Annotated in this window: 15 protein-coding genes; 3 read left to right on the plus strand and 12 right to left on the minus strand. The window is 38.8% G+C overall.

The window, feature by feature from the left end; translation table 11 throughout:
• Nucleotides 1–52: 52 nt before the first annotated feature.
• A complete protein-coding gene (locus tag CYAN7822_RS03100) occupies nucleotides 53–991 on the plus strand; it encodes a cation diffusion facilitator family transporter (protein WP_013320784.1) in 939 nt (312 codons plus the stop codon).
• A 91-nt stretch (nucleotides 992–1,082) separates the two neighbouring features.
• Here CYAN7822_RS03100 and CYAN7822_RS03105 read toward each other — a convergent pair whose 3' ends face one another.
• The 7 genes from CYAN7822_RS03105 to CYAN7822_RS03135 form a co-directional block, all read right to left on the minus strand.
• Nucleotides 1,083–1,814 carry a lipoyl protein ligase domain-containing protein gene (locus tag CYAN7822_RS03105; RefSeq protein WP_013320785.1) on the minus strand — a complete coding sequence of 244 codons (732 nt, stop codon included), beginning with the start codon at nucleotides 1,812–1,814 and terminating at the stop codon, nucleotides 1,083–1,085.
• Nucleotides 1,815–1,930: 116 nt separating this feature from the next.
• Complete coding sequence (locus CYAN7822_RS03110) at nucleotides 1,931–2,650, minus strand: ABC transporter ATP-binding protein (RefSeq protein WP_013320786.1); 720 nt, start codon at nucleotides 2,648–2,650, stop codon at nucleotides 1,931–1,933.
• 8 nt (nucleotides 2,651–2,658) lie between these two features.
• Complete coding sequence (locus CYAN7822_RS03115) at nucleotides 2,659–3,447, minus strand: ABC transporter ATP-binding protein (RefSeq protein ID WP_013320787.1); 789 nt, start codon at nucleotides 3,445–3,447, stop codon at nucleotides 2,659–2,661.
• Nucleotides 3,447–4,376, minus strand: a complete 930-nt coding sequence (locus CYAN7822_RS03120; protein WP_013320788.1) for a branched-chain amino acid ABC transporter permease — start codon at nucleotides 4,374–4,376, stop codon at nucleotides 3,447–3,449. Before CYAN7822_RS03120 ends, CYAN7822_RS03115 begins: the two co-directional genes overlap by 1 nt.
• Before the next feature lie 68 nt (nucleotides 4,377–4,444).
• The gene (locus CYAN7822_RS03125) at nucleotides 4,445–5,395 is read right to left on the minus strand and encodes a branched-chain amino acid ABC transporter permease (protein WP_013320789.1); all 951 of its coding nucleotides are present in this window, start codon (nucleotides 5,393–5,395) and stop codon (nucleotides 4,445–4,447) included.
• 4 nt (nucleotides 5,396–5,399) lie between these two features.
• Nucleotides 5,400–6,626 carry an ABC transporter substrate-binding protein gene (locus CYAN7822_RS03130; protein WP_013320790.1) on the minus strand — a complete coding sequence of 409 codons (1,227 nt, stop codon included), beginning with the start codon at nucleotides 6,624–6,626 and terminating at the stop codon, nucleotides 5,400–5,402.
• Between the two features lie 91 nt (nucleotides 6,627–6,717).
• Nucleotides 6,718–7,467, minus strand: a complete 750-nt coding sequence (locus CYAN7822_RS03135; RefSeq protein WP_013320791.1) for a sulfite exporter TauE/SafE family protein — start codon at nucleotides 7,465–7,467, stop codon at nucleotides 6,718–6,720.
• A 370-nt stretch (nucleotides 7,468–7,837) separates the two neighbouring features.
• Between CYAN7822_RS03135 and CYAN7822_RS03140 the strand changes: the two genes are divergently transcribed.
• On the plus strand, nucleotides 7,838–8,053 hold the full coding sequence (locus CYAN7822_RS03140) for a hypothetical protein (protein WP_013320792.1): 216 nt from the start codon (nucleotides 7,838–7,840) through the stop codon (nucleotides 8,051–8,053).
• A 5-nt stretch (nucleotides 8,054–8,058) separates the two neighbouring features.
• Here CYAN7822_RS03140 and CYAN7822_RS03145 read toward each other — a convergent pair whose 3' ends face one another.
• Nucleotides 8,059–8,640, minus strand: a complete 582-nt coding sequence (locus tag CYAN7822_RS03145) for a PRC-barrel domain-containing protein (protein WP_013320793.1) — start codon at nucleotides 8,638–8,640, stop codon at nucleotides 8,059–8,061.
• Nucleotides 8,641–9,121: 481 nt separating this feature from the next.
• Here CYAN7822_RS03145 and CYAN7822_RS03150 point away from each other — a divergent pair, with 481 nt between their 5' ends.
• Nucleotides 9,122–11,326, plus strand: coding sequence for an AAA-type ATPase lid domain-containing protein (locus CYAN7822_RS03150; protein WP_013320794.1), 2,205 nt, complete (start codon nucleotides 9,122–9,124; stop codon nucleotides 11,324–11,326).
• 93 nt (nucleotides 11,327–11,419) lie between these two features.
• Here CYAN7822_RS03150 and CYAN7822_RS03155 read toward each other — a convergent pair whose 3' ends face one another.
• From CYAN7822_RS03155 to CYAN7822_RS03170, 4 genes are all read right to left on the minus strand, one after another.
• Nucleotides 11,420–13,243: a sodium:solute symporter family transporter gene (locus CYAN7822_RS03155; RefSeq protein ID WP_013320795.1), complete on the minus strand. Its 1,824-nt coding sequence runs from the start codon at nucleotides 13,241–13,243 to the stop codon at nucleotides 11,420–11,422.
• Between the two features lie 96 nt (nucleotides 13,244–13,339).
• A complete protein-coding gene (locus CYAN7822_RS03160; protein ID WP_013320796.1) occupies nucleotides 13,340–14,575 on the minus strand; it encodes a methyl-accepting chemotaxis protein in 1,236 nt (411 codons plus the stop codon).
• A complete protein-coding gene (locus tag CYAN7822_RS03165) occupies nucleotides 14,572–15,876 on the minus strand; it encodes a CheR family methyltransferase (protein ID WP_013320797.1) in 1,305 nt (434 codons plus the stop codon). The genes CYAN7822_RS03160 and CYAN7822_RS03165 overlap by 4 nt, the downstream gene beginning before the upstream one ends.
• A 251-nt stretch (nucleotides 15,877–16,127) precedes the next feature.
• On the minus strand, nucleotides 16,128–16,556 hold the full coding sequence (locus tag CYAN7822_RS03170) for a chemotaxis protein CheW (RefSeq protein ID WP_013320798.1): 429 nt from the start codon (nucleotides 16,554–16,556) through the stop codon (nucleotides 16,128–16,130).
• Between the last annotated feature and the right edge of the window lie 78 nt (nucleotides 16,557–16,634).

The raw sequence follows: 16,634 nt of genomic DNA on the forward strand, positions 1-16,634 counted from the left end.
GAAGCCGCCTTTTAATCAAGATTAAAACATCAACCCATAAAAGCAGAATCTCATGGCGGGAGAATCCGGAAAAAAATCGATATTTGCTGCTATCGGGGCAAACTTAGCCATAGCTATCACCAAATTTATTGCCGCCTGGTTTACAGGAAGTTCGGCCATGCTTTCAGAGGGCATACACTCAACAGTTGATACCAGTAATGAATTGCTGCTATTGCTTGGAATTCGTTTAAGTAAACGCCCTCCTGATGCTAACCATCCCTTCGGCCACGGACGGGAATTGTATTTCTGGACGTTAATTGTCGCAATTTTAATCTTTGCGGTGGGCGGTGGTATGTCTGTCTATGAAGGCATTACTCATCTAATTCATCCCCATCCCATTGAAAACCCCACTTGGAATTATATTGTACTGGTATTAGCTATCTTTTTTGAAGGATTTTCTTGGTTTGTTGCCTTTGGTGAATTTGCTCCCTCCATTGGCGAACAAAGTTTTTTTGAGGCAGTCCGTACCAGCAAAGACCCCACCATTTTTACAATATTGTATGAAGATACTGCCGCTTTGTTGGGGTTAATAGTGGCATTATTGGGCATTATTTTAGGTCAGATTTTTAATAATCCTTATTTCGATGGAATAGCATCTATTGTTATTGGCATTATTTTAGCGATTGTAGCGGTGCTTTTAGCCTACGAAAGTCGAGGATTATTAATCGGGGAAGGTGCTGATAATCATACTGTACAACATATTAGAAGACTAGCTATTGCTGACTCTGCTGTAGCCGATGTATTGCGGCTTCTTACGCTTTATTTCGGCCCTCATGAAATCTTATTAAATTTAGACATTCAATTTCATCGTCATCTGTCGGCGGAAGATATTGCTCAAGCTATTGATCGTATAGAATTATCAATTCGGACTCAATACCCTGATATTAAATATATCTTTATTGAAGCCCAATCCATTACTCTTGGACGCAATCAAGTTCTAAAATTAGATTAAATAACAGGGAACAGGGAACTTTAATTGTGTCCAGGTACTTATAATTATTTTTATCGCTGACGTTTCAACATTTTCCCTGTCGTTGTCCAGCCTACAAATTTGCTATTTTTGTAATTTTTACTAACTCTTCGTCTGATAAAGGTTGAGCAATCAATTCAATATTAAAACAGCGACAAGCCGCATCCGTTAGAGTAGAGATAATGTTTTCTAAAAAAGCTTGATCTTCAAAAACATTCTTAAATTGAGCTTTTGGGGCAGCCTCACCAAATATAGCTTGAAATAAGTTAGGATCGGTATCCAGTTGCATCGATCCTTGTTGAATAATTCCCTCATGGCTGCATCGTAAGGCGCTACCAATAAATTTATTGCCCTCAGCATCAACTAAATCTGCATTAGTCGCTGTGCCAAAACAACTAGCTTTGTGGATATAGCCGCGCCCTGCCTCACCATAATACAACTCTAAACCCAGATCGCGCCAACCTTGAACGAGAAACTCGCAAAGCTGCTGATAAATTTCGGCACGTTTTCCTTTGATATTGGAAGTAATGACGCTATAACATAAATCATTGCTATGTAGAACCGCTCTACCCCCTGTAGGACGACGAACTCGCTCAATCTGCAAAGAGTCCCAGTGTTGAGGATAGGTGCGTTGCAAAAAACCCAGGGAAATCACAAGCGGCTCGAAACGGTAAAAACGCAATACAGAAGGCTGGTTTCCTTTGAGGTGTTGTTCTAACAACCAAGTATCAACGGCCATCTGTAGCCGCCCAGAAGCCGCCATCAGAGGAATAAAACGCCAGGGAAGAGGTGCGCTAGTTGACATAGGGGAAACAAAGATTAATGGTTTAGCAAGAGGTTGCCAGGGCTAGTCTCTACTTTTAACATGGTCTGTGACCTTGCTCACCCTATAATTTTTTTAGGGAAAGAGGTTAGGTTTTTTTATCCTAAATAAGCTTGTTTAACTCGCTCATCTTTTAATAATTCTGAAGCTAGGCCGCTTAGTACCAGTTTTCCGGCTTCTAAAACATATCCTCTTGTGGCAGTTTGTAGGGCTAAAGTGGCATTTTGTTCTACTAATAAAATCGTAACTCCTGACTCATTTAATTGACGAATAACTGAAAAAATTTCTCGCACAATTTGCGGGGCTAAACCCAGACTCGGTTCATCTAATAATAATAACTTGGGTTTACTCATCACCGCACGAGCAATGGCTAACATTTGCTGTTCTCCGCCGCTAAGAGTTCCGGCCAATTGATGACGACGTTCTGCCAAACGCGGAAAAATAATAAACTGCTTTTCTAAATCACTTTTAATCCCTAACTTATCCGAACGAGTATAAGCCCCTAATTTTAAATTATCTAATACTGTTTGTCGTGCTAAAACTCTACGTCCTTCTGGACTTTGAGCAATGCCTAATCTGACTACTTGATCCGGACGAGAGCGAGTAATATTTATTCCTTGGTAAACAATCTGACCGCGACGAGGAGGAATCAGCCGCGAAATGGCTCTTAGGGTGGTACTTTTTCCCGCACCATTAGCCCCAATTAAAGTGACAATTTCTCCTTCATAAACCACTATATCAATATCTTCTAGCGCTTGAATAGCACCATAGTTAACATAGAGATTTTTGATTTCTAGTAAAGGTGTTTTTATATCCATTTTTTATTTTATTCATCTCCTAAATAAGCTTCTATCACGGCGGGATCATTCTTAACAATTTCCGGTTGACCTAAAGCAATTAACTGACCAAAATCTAAGACCGCAATCCGATCACATAATCCCATTACTAAAGGCACATGATGCTCAATTAATATGACCGTTAAATTAAAATCTGAGCGAATCTGCCGAATTAAATCACTCAAGGCGAGTTTTTCGGATGGGTTCATACCGGCTGCCGGTTCATCTAATAACAAAATTTTCGGTTTTAACGCTAAAGCGCGGGCAATTTCTAACCGTCGCTGATCACCATAAGCCAAATTTCTGGCCAGTTGTTCTTGTTTATCAATTAGCCCCATCAATGATAATAATTCTTTCGATTTATTATAAGTTTCTTCTTCCTCTAACCGAGTTGGCGGCAGACCAAAAAGGCTTTTTAATAAATTGGTTTTATAATGAATATGATGAGCAATCGCTACATTTTCTAACACCGATAAATTCCCAAATAAGCGGAGATTTTGAAACGTTCTCGCTATTCCTTGGCTGGCAATTTGATAAGCTTTACATTTAGTAATACTTTCTCCCTGATAAATTAGCTCACCTTGGCTAGGCGGCAGTAACCCAGTAATAATATTAAACAGAGTGGTTTTGCCTGCGCCATTGGGGCCAATTAAGCCAAAAATTTCCTGTTCTTCCACAGTAAAAGAAACCGCATTGACTGCCACCAAGCCGCCAAAGCGTCGGGTAACATTTTTTACCTCTAATATAGTGCTTAACTCTTTAGGGGTTGACGAGTCCATTAGACTGATTTTTTCCATCTTATGCGCTTTAATAACTCTGGTGTAATAATCCCTTGAGGGTAGAATATACTACCAATAACAATTAAAAAACCAAAAATAATTAACCGACCATCCCGCAGAAAATTGGCTAAAGGGAGCGGTAACCCAGAAGTTCCTGCCATAGCGCGAAGCACTTCCGGTAAAGCCGTTAAAATCATGCCGCCAATAACAGGGCCGACAAAAGTTTTTGAGCCGCCAATTAGCACAAAAGCTAAGAAGATAATACTAGCATCAAAAGTTCCCTGACGAGCATTCCAAGTATTGAGAAAGTGAGCGCTAATTACGCCAACTAATCCTGCTAAAATCGCGCCTAATGTAAAGGAGAGAACTTTATAATAAGTTTGATCAATTCCCATCGCACCACTGGCTAATTCATCTTCTCGAATGGCTCTTAAAGCTCGACCTACACGAATTTGTTCTAAGCGATAAAGAAAAATCATGCTTAAAATTAATAAAGGAATAGCTAACCAAAGATATTCTATTTGAGAGTGAAAGGGTTGAGGAATAGCAAAAATTCCCACTGCGGCTCCGGTGATGTCTAAATTTAAGGCCAAAATACGCAAAATTTCGACAAAAGCGATGGTGGCAATGGCTAAATAAATTCCTCTCAGACGTAGAACAGGAATTCCTAAAAGAATTGCCAACACAGCAGAAATTACGGTAGTTAGAAGCAGTTCTAAACCTAAAAAAGGTAAAGGAAATAAATCACCCGTATATTTAAATACTTGAGTAGAAAGAATAGCCGCAATATAACCACCCAAAGCATAAAAACCTGGACTTGCTAAAGATAGCTGACCGGACATTAAGGGTAAATAGACTGAAAGTCCTAAAATCGCTCCTAAAATCATGGAGACTATTAAAAAACCATAGGTAGTAAAGAAATTAGACATTTTAATTGATAATTGATAATAACTAATGACTAATGACTAATGACCAATGACTAATGACTAATGACTAATTAAACTTTTTGGATGCGTTTACGTCCCAATAGTCCTTGAGGTCTAACCAATAGCATAATAAATAATAGAGCAAAAGAAATGGCCTCACGATAGCCCGAATAATCTGTCGGAACAAATGATTCCGCTAGACCGATAATTAACCCTCCAATGACTGCACCTGGGATATTGCCTAAGCCGCCCAAAACAATTACCCCTAAACCTTTCAGTCCAAAGGTAATCCCAAAATAAGGACCAGCAATACTAACACTAGAACCCACTAAGGTACCGGCCATTCCTCCCAAAAAACCACTCAAAAAGAAAGTAAATACAATATACTTTTCGGGATTAATTCCTAATAAGCTGGCTGTGGTGGTATCTTCGGCCACTGCTTGTAAAGCCTTGCCGATTTTGGTAGAATTAATTAAATAGGTTAAGACCGCTAAAGTTAAAGCAGATACAAGAAAAATAATAATTTGAACAGTACGCACCATCACGGGTTTTTCCACTGTTCCCAAATTGATTGCTACCGGTAAATTGCCGTAAATATTATCGGGAAAAGTATAGATTTCTGCTCCGACTAATAATTGAATTAAATTGACAATAAAAACTGCCGCTCCTAAGCTGGAAACCAGGGTTAATAAAGAATCTGCTCCTCGCTCTCTTAGGGGTTTAAATGCCAATCTTTCTACTATTATTGCCACCAAGCCGGCTAAAACACTACCTAGCAGTAAAGCAATAGCAAAAGGAAAAGAAAAAGGTAATTGAGCATTACTCAGCCAACCATTAAAGCCGGATGCTCCGCCGATGAGAAAATAAACGAAATAAGCCCCTAGAGTAAAAATTGCTCCGTGAGCAAAATTAATAATTCCTAGAATAGAAAAAACTAGGGTATAGCCTAACGCAAAAATAGCGTAAACACTTCCTACGGATAGGCCATTTAAAAACTGTTGTAGAAAGATATTAAAGTCCATAAATTTATTTTAAAAAATTAAATTTAGTATTTTTACCATCGGGTTCAACTTTTATTTGTGCCACAAAAAACTGTTCTTGTTTAATTTCTCCTTCGGGATCAAAAGCAATTTTTCCGAGAGGGGTTTCATAAGTTCCCGCTAAAATTTCTTGATTCAATTTAGAGCGTAAATCCGCTAAAGATAAACTCTTAATAGGGGTTTTTTTATCTAAAGCCGTCAGAGCTTCGACAAAAACTTGAACCCCGCTAAAAGCTTGGGCGCTAAATTGAGGAGGTTCTTTTTTATTTTGAGCTAGGTAAGCTTGCCGAAAAGCTTTATTAATTTCATTGTCTAACTCAGGGCTATAAGCTTGAGCGATTAAAACCCCATCACAAAGTTTTTGACAGACAGGGAACATATTAGATGTATTTAAGCCATTCCCACCAATAATTAAGCCTTTGTAACCTAACTCGCGCAATTGTTTAATTAAGTTGCCTCCATCGGCGGCTAGTCCCGATATAATTATCAAATCAGGAGCAAGGTTCATGGCATTGGTGGCCTGAGTTTGAAAATCCGTATCAGTGGTTTGAAATTTTTGAACAGTAACTAATTCTAAATTTTGATCTTTAATCGTTTTTTGAAAAGTTTCTGTTTCCGATTTGCTAAAGGCATCATTTTGAGCAAAGAAAACTGCTACTTTTTTAATTTTAGGATTAATTTTTAGGGCTTCTTCTACGGCATTAGGCGCAACAACAGCTACCGGTGCAGAAACACGCGCAATATAATTACCAATCTGAGGAATTCCTTTAGCCGTATTAGAAGGCCCAAGTACAGGAACTCCTGCTCTTTCAGCAATGGGGTCAGCCGCAAAAGCTTGTTGAGAAAGAGTCGGCCCGACAATTCCTACTACTTGATTTTGGGTGATTAAAGTATTAAAAGCATTGATAGTTCCTTGCTCATCTCCTGCCGTATCTTGAAAGATTAATTTAATCGGTTTGCCGTTGACTCCACCCTTTTGATTAAAAAATTGTTCGGCAATTTTTGCTCCGACAACTTGTTCCTGACCCAGTAAAGAAACATTGCTGGTTTGTGCTACAGCAATACCAATGGGGATAGCTTCAGAAGTTGAGGCCGGACTGTTTTGAGTATTGGATGTGGTGGTAGTCGGTGTATTGGTTTGACTACAAGCGACCACTACCACAAACGCAAACAAGGCCAATAAAACTTGAGTGAATAAGTTTTTCTTCGACATTCTAAAATTTTTATTAAAGGAGTATCTGATAGATTATCGCATTTAGGGTCAACCATAAAGCACCCTGTTGAAAAGTTGTCGCCAAAATCGCTTAAAAATATTGATAATCTGACAGAATTTTCCGTTGTTGCCACAGGAGCAACAGGCCACTAAAAATGATAAAAGAGATGACCAATTGACGAAAGCGCCGCTCACTAATTTTTTGTAAAACCAGATGGCCTAACCAATTGCCCGGAAAAGCCGCAAGGCCCAAGAGAACACCATAGCTAAAATAGGGTAGCTCTAAAAGTCCAAAAACGCCATAAGCAATGACTTTGACAATATGAATAACCGTCCGAGTCATGGCTTGAGTTGCCAGGAGTTCTTCTTTTTTCAAGCCATAATTAATATAAAAAGGAGCTAATAACGGACCTGTCCCCCCTAAAATTCCCGATATAAAGGCAAAAACAAAGCCCGCAGGGAAAAAATACCAAGCCTTTACCTTAAAAGATGCTGTTTCTTTTTTAAAAATGTAATTTATCCCTGAAAAAATTAAAAAAATAGCAATTAAGATGGTTAACCATTCTAGCTTAAGGGTTGTTAAAGTAAATACACCTAAAATTGAACCGATTAACGCCCCGGGTAACTCCCAACGAATCACTTGCCAATTAATCCTGTCTCGATAAGCCAAACTGCGTTCACCATTGCCAAATATACATCCAATGGTAATCACAGGGGGAATAGCGGCTGTTCCTAACATCATCCCCACGAGGGGGATTAAAATTAAAGAACTGCCCCCGCCGGCTAAGGTACTCACAAACCAGCCTAATATACTTGCTAAACACAGCCAAATTAAAATCATCGGTTTGTTTTTTGAGGTTTTGAGTAACCTGATTAAGTTTTGTTTATTTTAACCTGATGTTGAGCCGCTATTTTGACATACTCGCCGGACTAAAGGGGCAAGCTGTTGCAATTTTGGGCAAAAGCTTTTAATATAGCAAAACAAAGAGATTTAACCTTTACAGGCACAAAAACCGTGTTTAAAAATTGGACTTTCGATGATTGGATGAATCATATTCTGTTTGTGGTCACAATTTTATTGCTCGTCTACTCTTTCTTATTTGTGTAAAAATGCAACAAAATTTGAGCATTTAAGCCGCTTTCTCAGAAATTTTGAAATAATAAAACTAAGCACCACAATGCCGTTCTAGAAGTCGCTTAAGGGGAATAGCATGAATATTAAAGCCATAATTTTTTCAGGAATTATCACAGCACTGGTGGGAACGATGCTAGGGTTAGCGGTATCGGTTATCGCTCAACGCCCAGAGAGAAAACCCGTTATCATTGCCACCGGTGCTACTTTAGGATTTGTGATTGGTTCTTTACAAACGATTGTGCGAACACAACAAGAGCAAAGAGAAGATGATTATCAAGAGATCAAACGGTGAAAGGTTTAACGGTTTTGACGACGCAGACGCAGTCGCTCTTGAGAAGAAAGTAATTTTGCATGATTTTGTTCGCTAAGATCGTATAAATCTCGATCTAGATTGTAATCATAAGAATCTTTATCATAGCCATCATAACCGGCACTGAGATCTACGCTAGGGGTAGTATTAGGAGTTGAAGGGGCACTATCTGCTCCCCCATAACCAACACCTAAACCAGCAGGCGTTTTTTCTCGTCGCCCAGAGCGGTAAACTTTTCTCACTCCCTCTTCATGCTCAAAATCAACCGTCATATCTTCGCTATATTCGGGTAAATTTTCTACCTGTTCTTTGCTGAGAGTGTCTGCATGAACCCGATGTTCAATATAATCAATACGAGCTAATCCTACAGGGAGTAAAACTTTTTTGCCAAATAGCCAAATTCCTGTATTAATTAAAAAATAGCGAAATTGTCCTTTATCATCGACTAACAGGTCGTCTATTGAACCTACTTTATCATTTCCGACGTAAAGATCGTATTTTAATATGTCGTCGTGATCAAAATATTCTTGATAGTCGGGAATAAAATCTCTGAGTTTATAGAGAGCCATAATATTTTTGCGTAAAAGTTAATTTTTTTATCGTTATTATATAAATTGTAAAAAAATTGATCAGTCTTCTCTTCTCTCGAAAGATTGATTAAAAACCCGGCTTTAGGGCTGAATTCCCTCTATCTTAAGTGTTATAGTCACGCTGATTCCTTGGTGAGAACCAGATCCCTGTATTAACTTACCACGCTCCTTGCTTCCCTCAAAAAAGGGGTAATATTGATTAAATTAGCTTATAGCCAAGGCTTAACTGTTATTTTTCTTTAAAATTTGGGAACCCTTAGTCAGGAGAGATGTTTTAATAGAGGTAGGTATCGGCCGACTTTTAAATGTTGAAAAAATCCTTAATAAGCCAGTAGATAGTATTTTTTTATACCTCTAAAAAATCCCTAATATGGGTAGAGCCTTTTCCTAATGGTTCTATTGAAAAGGGAAAAACTTCCTTTAGCTAAACTCGTGCGCCGGTTCGGAGGGATCAAAAACAATGAATGGTCATATTAATCAAAGCCAGTTAACTAACCCTACACAGAAGAATATTAAGAATTCTCAAAACCGATCTTCTTTGTCTGAACAGTTTGTTCAAGAAATCGTTCTTGCTCCTAGTTGCCCTTATTTAGAGGACCTACATCCCTATATAAAACCGATCCCGGTTCACGAAACTCTTTTAGGCAATAGTAAAATCAGTCAAAAATTAGCGGCTCAAGTGCAAGAAGCCTTGACAGATTTAAAGCCAATTCTTTTACAAGGCCCCCCCGGGAGCGGCAAAACTTTTATAGCTGGATTTATTCATGCTCATTCGGCCATACAAAAAGGATTATTTATTGAATTTAACCTCAGCAACTTATTACAAAATCGAGCCGAATCACTAAAGCTTGATATTTTATGGATTATTGAACATCTCAACCAGCATTTAGGCCGAGGTACAGTTTTATTTGATAACGTACATCTGTTACCGGAAGCTGACCAAGTGCGGCTATTAGAAGCGATTACCAGTGAACAAGTTTCTCCTTCTATCCGCTTTGTTCTTGCTAGTGCTAAACCCCTCTCTGCGGGAAAGTTCAATATACACCAAATCAAGCTTTTTTGTTTAGCACAACGGAAAAAAGACTTGGTAGAATTTGCCGACTATTTTCTCAAAAAATATTGTCAAGAAAGGGGGCGTTCCCTGTTAAGCCTTAGTCAAGCAGGCCTGCGGCGTTTAATGAGTTATAACTATTCAGAGAATTTAGGGGAATTAGAAATCATTCTCAAGCGGGCTGTCATTATGACTCAAAAAGAGCAAACTGTCATTCCTGAACAAGTTTTATGGTCAGTACAGTCCCCGAAAAATACTTTCAGAATCGATTTACTCAATCAAATACCTATTTTACGTCGTTTTTTCCTCAGTCAATGGTGGGTGCAACCTTTCTGGCTGTTGATGATGGCGGTTTTTATTCCTGTGGTTATTTTGGGGTTAGTTGGGCCACAAGAGCGAGAAAATAGCTTGACTTTAAATTTATTTTGGGCTTGGTGGTGGCCGTTTTATCTATTACTGTTTCCCCTGGTTGGTCGTCTTTGGTGTAGTGTTTGCCCTTTTATGATTACAGGGGAATGGCTCAGAAAAATTTCTTGGCGGCTATTTCATTATCGTCTCAAACCCTGGCCGAAAAAATGGCTCAATCGTTGGGGTGCTTGGCTACTTTGGGCGGGATTTGTATTGATTTATTTATGGGAAAAGCTTTGGAATTTGCCCCATAGGGCCTATCTTTCTGCTTGGTTACTGTTGATTATTACAGCCGGTGCGGTGGGATTTAGCCTGATTTATGAGCGTCGTCTTTGGTGTCGTTATCTTTGTCCCATTGGCGGCATGAATGGAATGTTTGCTAAACTCTCTGTGCTGGAATTGCGTTCAATAGAACATATTTGTGGGAATTTATGCAGTGCAAAAAGCTGTCAAAAGGCTAATGGTGCTGTGCCGGCCTCTTTTCCTGAAGCTTTTGCTAATGAAGGACAAGCGAGTCAGGGTTGTCCTGTATATTCTATTCCAGCGCAATTACAAGATAATCGAGATTGTGTGTTATGTATGAGTTGTTTAAAAACCTGTCCTAATCGTTCTGTTCAGCTTAATTTACGTTTTCCGGCTGTGGATTTATGGGAAAATAATCAGGGATTTTGGGCAGAAGCGGCTTTGTTATTATTGCTTTTAGGGGGTGTTTTGATGCACCACTCTCGAGTTTTTCTCGGTTGGTTCGGTTGGGGAGATTTGCCGTTAGATTCTGAGCATTTGTTGTTAGCTTTGCCGAGCGTTTTAGGTTTATTGAGTTTGCCGGCTATCGCCATTTATTTAACCCATCGTCTCAGCGTTTGGATTGATCCAGAAATGCCCGATTTTTTAACGGTGGTTTATGCTTATTTGCCTCTGACTTTGGTGGCTAATTTGGTTTATTATATCCCGACAATAATTCAAGAGTCAGGACAGTTTTTGCCAGTCATGGCTAGAAGTTTTGGTTTTAGTGGAGTGGGTTTACCGAGTTTAGTTTTTAGTACAGATGTTTCTAATTTTTTAGTGGGAATTGTTTTACTGACTTTTGTTCCTTTTAGCGTTTTTCCGTTATTGAAAATTACTCAGCGCCCTTGGTCAAAAAATATTCCTCACCTGGTTTTAATGTTGGGATTTTTGGGGCTGTTTTGGCAGTTAATGCTCAATTAGGGTTGCCATAACCTCTGTTAGTCTGGTGGGCACAGGAAGGAGCAACGCATTTAAATAAAACTTAAACCCTTACCTGTTGCCATTTCTTAAAAACTATAACTCATCACTATTAACTGTTTGGAGAGATTCCACTTTAACTTCCTTAGAAAGATATCTAAACCAAGTGAAATATAAACCAATAGACAATAACAGAAAAGTGAGAGATAAAACTTTTAAATTATCCCACTGTTTCATGATGAGCATAATTCCCATTAAAAATAAAGTCAACTGCCAAGGAACGGCTAAACAAGTTCCCCAAATATCTCGTAAATTTTCGGCTTTAATTTTGGCTTGAGTATTCGGTTTTAGGGTTTTGCTAAACTCCCCCCAAATGCCAAAGGGACGAGTAATATTATAAAAATTCTGAAGGACATCCGGTTCAGTGGGAGAAGTCAATAAGGTTCCCATGATACACCCCGCTAATGAGCAAATACTAGGAACTAAAAAAAGCAGATATTCTTGATATTGAGGATAATTGTAAATCGGAAGAATAACCAATTGAGTGAGGATAGCGGCAATCATTCCTGCGGCTGTACCAATGGCAAACCCATAACCATTAAACCGCCACCAATACCACCTCAACAATAAAGGAACAGCTAATCCGACTCCTAAACCTGTAGTTAGCCAACCCCAAATCTGGTTAATATTGGTAGCATTAAAGCTTAATAATAAACCGATAATAACAATTAGGGCTGATGATAAACGACTTTGAAAAACCAGTTCTCTTTCTCTGGCTTGAGGCCGCAAATAAGCTTGATAAATATCATTAGTCCAGTAAGCCGCACTTGCATTAATAATTGAGGAAAAGGTGGACATAGCGGCGGCGAGAAAAGCGGCAATTAAAAGACCTTTAAATCCAACCGGTACATAATGTTCAATAACAACTGGTAAAATGAGTTCTGGATCGGTAATCATTTTTTGGGTGACTCCATAATGAATCCCCAAAACAGCAAAAGCAGTGACTAACGGCCAACGAAAAGCTAATAAAAGAATCCAAAATAAAGATAGTAATCCGGCATCTCGATCAGTTTTAGCCGCTAAAAACCGTTGTACGATATATCCTCCACTGCCGCTACATCCTTCGATAATGGTTTTTACCATATAGAAAAATACCACTCCACCGAAAAGATTAAAAATAGAATAATCTCCCGGTAAATCTACTTTCCAAGAGGGAACAATACTACTCCACTCTTGTAAATTCCAAGTTTTTAAAGTTTGAGTTCCCGCAATTGATACTGAAAAACTTTCCGGTAAATTTACAGTTTGTAAAGCCACAATAGAAACATAGATAACAGCCACTAATATCAAAAAACCTTGAAAAACATCTGTCCAAACTACCCCATAAAATCCACTAACAACGGTATAAGATAAAGCCAGTAAAATTAAAAGAATAGAAGCGAGTCTATCATCCATGCCTAAAAATTGTCCGAGAAACTTTCCTCCCGCGACAGAAAAGTAACTCATTGCCCCAACAGAAAACAGTAAATTAGCGATAGCACTGAGAAGTCTAGCAACTTTTCCCTGAGTTCCTTGGCCAAAACGAAACTTCATCCATTCCGCCTCAGTCATTACAATAGCCCTTCGATTCCACTTACCCGTAAAGGTCATCAAAAAGGCCATAATTAAAACAATTCCCCCTCGAATTTCGATAAAAAATCCTTTCGTTCCTAGGGCATAAATGAGGGCAGAAATAACCATCGTACCGGCCATATCCACATTGCCAGCCATTCCTGATGCTCCCAAGGCCCACCAAGGAATACTGCGATCTCCTAAAAAATAAGCATCTAATCCTTTAGCCGCTTTGCGTTCAAAAATAATGCCTAAGACAATAACAAAAATTAAATATAAAGCAACAATCAAATAGTCAATTATGTGCATGGAGGTTAAATTAAATCATCGAAAAACTGTGTTTTCACAGGGTGTACTTTAAGCTTGACGGTAGCTTAGTATAAAAGGTGCAATTTGTAAAGGGGTTTAATTTTTAACTTTAAACACAGAGATTTCGGCTTGTAAAATTTGGGCAGCTTCATTTAATCTTTCTAAAACAATATTTGTCTCATGGAGAGAATAACCAGTTTGTTCTGATCCTTCACTTAATTGTTCCATTGATTCGCGAATATGACGAGCTTGAAGAGATTGTTCTTCCATACTTTTACTGACTAATTCAAACTGAGGGGTAATACGCTGAACTTGTTCAATCACTTGAGCGATTTGGCGGCTAATATTTCCGACATCTTCTACACTATTTCTCACTTCTTTATTAAATTTATCCATCTCCATTACTCCATTAGAAACGGCTGTTTGCATTTCTTTAACCATTTGTTCTATCTCTAAAGTGGCCACAGCAGTTTGATCGGCGAGTCGTCGAATTTCTCGAGCAACCACCGCAAATCCGGCTCCATATTCTCCGGCTTTTTCAGCTTCTATGGCGGCATTTAAAGAAAGTAAATTGGTTTGATCGGCTACCTTAGTAATGGTTAATACCACACTATTAATATTATGAGCTTTCTCACTCATATTTCCTAATTTTGAAGAGATAGAAGTGGTGGCATCCAACAACTGACGCATACTTTTTTCCATTTGCACTAAATCATTTTGACTTTGAGAAGCCGCTTGGGCTGTACTTTGAGCTAAGTCGGCCACTTGTTCCATAGTGTGGACTAATTCTTCAGAAGTATTAGAAATATCTTGAGCCGTTGCGGTCACTTCATTGGTGGAGGCAATTTGTTCAGTTAAAGTGGCTTCTAATTGTCTTCTCGAGGCCGCCATTTCTGTCGTTGAACTGGTGATTTGAATCCCGGAATGCTGAACTTTAGAAATGAGAGAATTAAGATTTTCGGTCATGGTTTTCAGGGAAATTAATAATTGCCCAATTTCATCATTAGAAGTGACTTCTACTTGAGTGGTTAAATTACCGGCAGAAACTTCTTCAGCGATTTTGACAGCCTTAATTAAAGATTTGGCGATCTTACGAGTAATCCAAACTCCCAAAGCGAGATCAACCATAATTCCGACGATAAACAGAAGAACAACCTGATTAACGGTTCTATCTTTTTGTTCTTGAGCCTGTTCGGCGGATTTTTGCGATAGATTAACCACTTTAGACATCCCTTGCACGGTAATGCCAGCACCGATAACCATAATCACAGCAGACAAGAGAAGGATGCTGATTAATTTTGATTCTATAGATTTCCAAAGTTGGCTTTTCATAATGGGTTGTCTCTTAATTTAAACAGTCGTTGAATACGTTGTCTGATTAAAGTTGCGCCACTCAAGTCGCCTCGAGATTCTTTAAGAAGGGCAAGGTGTATTAAAGCTTCCTCGCAATTGGGGTCTAGATAAACCACTTTCTGAAAATATTGTTCAGCTTCAATTTCTGAGCCTAATGCTTGATAAATTTGACCTAGTAATAGATAGGCTTGAGGGTCACTAGGGGTTTGATTCAGATAGGCTCGACATAACGATGCCGCTTGTTCTAAGGCTCCTGAATCAGCTAAATCTCTGGCTTGAGCGAGTGGATTTTTAGGGGGGGATTGTGGATGGTTAGCAAGAGATAAAGGAGAAATTGTTTGCCCTTTTTTAAGATGTGTTTGTGCTTGAGCTAGAGAAGTAAGCTCAGTTGGGTTGCTAGGGCGAATTTTTTTCTGAATAATAGATTTTTCCGGTTTTGGGTTTTTGTGTTTGGCTCTTTTTTCATTTTTTTGATAGACAAAAGCATAAGGATAATCAATAACTTGAAATCGGGGAGAAGGCAGCAAAGCAATTTCCGGAGATCCGACAAAGAGAAAACCGCGAGGAACTAATAACTGGTCTAACCTATCTATAGCACGAGAACGAGCCGAAACATCTAAATAAATCAATAAATGACGACAAAAAATGATCTGATAAGGCTTGTGAACCGGTAAGTGAGGACCTAAAAGGTTGCCTTCTTTAAATTGAACCGTTTCTCGAACTAGCTCAGACAATTGATAGCTTTCTTGAATTTGATGAAAATAATGATTTTTGGGGAGAGTGAGGTCTTCTCGAAAAGAGTTTTCTCCATAAACCGCTTTTTTAGCTTTTTCTAAGGCTCTATGACTGATATCAAGCGCATCAATTTGAAACTGGTTAGAGGTTAATCCTGCTTCTAACAAGGTGATGGCGATAGAGTAGGGTTCTTCTCCTGTAGAACAAGGCAGACTCAAGACTCTTAAAATTGAGACAGGCTGGGGGGCCGAACGAGTTCTGCACTTTGGCTTTAACCACTCAGTTTTGACATATTTGTGCAAAAATTTAAAAGCTTCCCGATGGCGAAAAAACCAAGTTTCCGGGACAACAATTTGGTCAATCAGTTCCCACCATTCTTGAGAAGAGGTTTCTAGAAATTGCACATAACTTTTTAAATCTGGCAAATCACAGGCTAACCGGCGGTTTTCTAAAGCGTTGGTGATTTGTCTAGCATTAATGCTATCTTTTTTTAAACCGATTTTTTGTTGTAATAAAGCTTCTATTTGTTTTTCTTCTGGAGTCATTAGCGATTAGTCATGAGTCGTTAGTCTTTCCCCTACTCTTTATATCCTACTCCCTACTCATAGGTCGTCTTTAAATGTGGAGTGGAAAGCTAGAGAAGCTCTTAAAAGTCTGTACCCAAATTAGGCTCAGTTGAACTATTCAACAAATGGACACTCCTCTTTATGTGAGTGTGTATGGGGAGAAATGATGGATTATGGACTGGGGGACCGAACGAGTTCCGCACTAAGGACTATAGACTAAGGGCTATGGACTAATAACTGTATAAAACTCGCAGTTGTTCTATCTCAGGAAATAGAGACTCCACACACAACAGTTCAATGATCCGATGACCATCCATAATAATATTTCCCCGAACACTTTCTGGTTCCTCAACAGATGATTTATTTAATGTATCAGTAACTTGTTCGGCCATCAGTCCTAAATAATCCCTCTGTTCGGGTTTACCTGGATACTGGACTATGATAATTCTTGTACTCAAGCAAAGACTACAGGGTTTTCCTTGAATTAATAGAGATAAATCAATAACAGGGATCACTCTGCCTCGGTAATTAAATAAACCGGCTACGTAGTCCGGTGCCTGGTACAGTTTTCTAACATTCACCCTAGGGATCACTTCAACAACCCTTAAACTGTCTATGGCGTATAGCTGATCGCCCAAATAAAACAGTAACAGTAACATCGGTGCTAGTGTTGGTTTTTATGCTTTCCCCATTGTCTCTCTATTTGGTCTATAGTGATACAAAAAAAACATAATTTT

This window comes from Gloeothece verrucosa PCC 7822 (assembly GCF_000147335.1).
In the GTDB taxonomy this organism is placed as follows: domain Bacteria; phylum Cyanobacteriota; class Cyanobacteriia; order Cyanobacteriales; family Microcystaceae; genus Gloeothece; species Gloeothece verrucosa.

Excerpts from the sequence above, each read along its gene's own strand:
- CYAN7822_RS03150 (WP_013320794.1), top strand. The coding sequence starts at position 9,122 with ATGAATGGTCATATTAATCAAAGCCAGTTAACTAACCCTACACAGAAG.
- CYAN7822_RS03100 (WP_013320784.1), top strand. The coding sequence starts at position 53 with ATGGCGGGAGAATCCGGAAAAAAATCGATATTTGCTGCTATCGGGGCA.
- CYAN7822_RS03155 (WP_013320795.1), bottom strand. The coding sequence starts at position 13,243 with ATGCACATAATTGACTATTTGATTGTTGCTTTATATTTAATTTTTGTT.
- CYAN7822_RS03125 (WP_013320789.1), bottom strand. The coding sequence starts at position 5,395 with ATGGACTTTAATATCTTTCTACAACAGTTTTTAAATGGCCTATCCGTA.
- CYAN7822_RS03135 (WP_013320791.1), bottom strand. The coding sequence starts at position 7,467 with ATGATTTTAATTTGGCTGTGTTTAGCAAGTATATTAGGCTGGTTTGTG.
- CYAN7822_RS03165 (WP_013320797.1), bottom strand. The coding sequence starts at position 15,876 with ATGACTCCAGAAGAAAAACAAATAGAAGCTTTATTACAACAAAAAATC.
- CYAN7822_RS03145 (WP_013320793.1), bottom strand. The coding sequence starts at position 8,640 with ATGGCTCTCTATAAACTCAGAGATTTTATTCCCGACTATCAAGAATAT.
- CYAN7822_RS03115 (WP_013320787.1), bottom strand. The coding sequence starts at position 3,447 with ATGGACTCGTCAACCCCTAAAGAGTTAAGCACTATATTAGAGGTAAAA.
- CYAN7822_RS03170 (WP_013320798.1), bottom strand. The coding sequence starts at position 16,556 with ATGTTACTGTTACTGTTTTATTTGGGCGATCAGCTATACGCCATAGAC.
- CYAN7822_RS03160 (WP_013320796.1), bottom strand. The coding sequence starts at position 14,575 with ATGAAAAGCCAACTTTGGAAATCTATAGAATCAAAATTAATCAGCATC.
- CYAN7822_RS03105 (WP_013320785.1), bottom strand. The coding sequence starts at position 1,814 with ATGTCAACTAGCGCACCTCTTCCCTGGCGTTTTATTCCTCTGATGGCG.
- CYAN7822_RS03140 (WP_013320792.1), top strand. The coding sequence starts at position 7,838 with ATGAATATTAAAGCCATAATTTTTTCAGGAATTATCACAGCACTGGTG.
- CYAN7822_RS03110 (WP_013320786.1), bottom strand. The coding sequence starts at position 2,650 with ATGGATATAAAAACACCTTTACTAGAAATCAAAAATCTCTATGTTAAC.
- CYAN7822_RS03130 (WP_013320790.1), bottom strand. The coding sequence starts at position 6,626 with ATGTCGAAGAAAAACTTATTCACTCAAGTTTTATTGGCCTTGTTTGCG.
- CYAN7822_RS03120 (WP_013320788.1), bottom strand. The coding sequence starts at position 4,376 with ATGTCTAATTTCTTTACTACCTATGGTTTTTTAATAGTCTCCATGATT.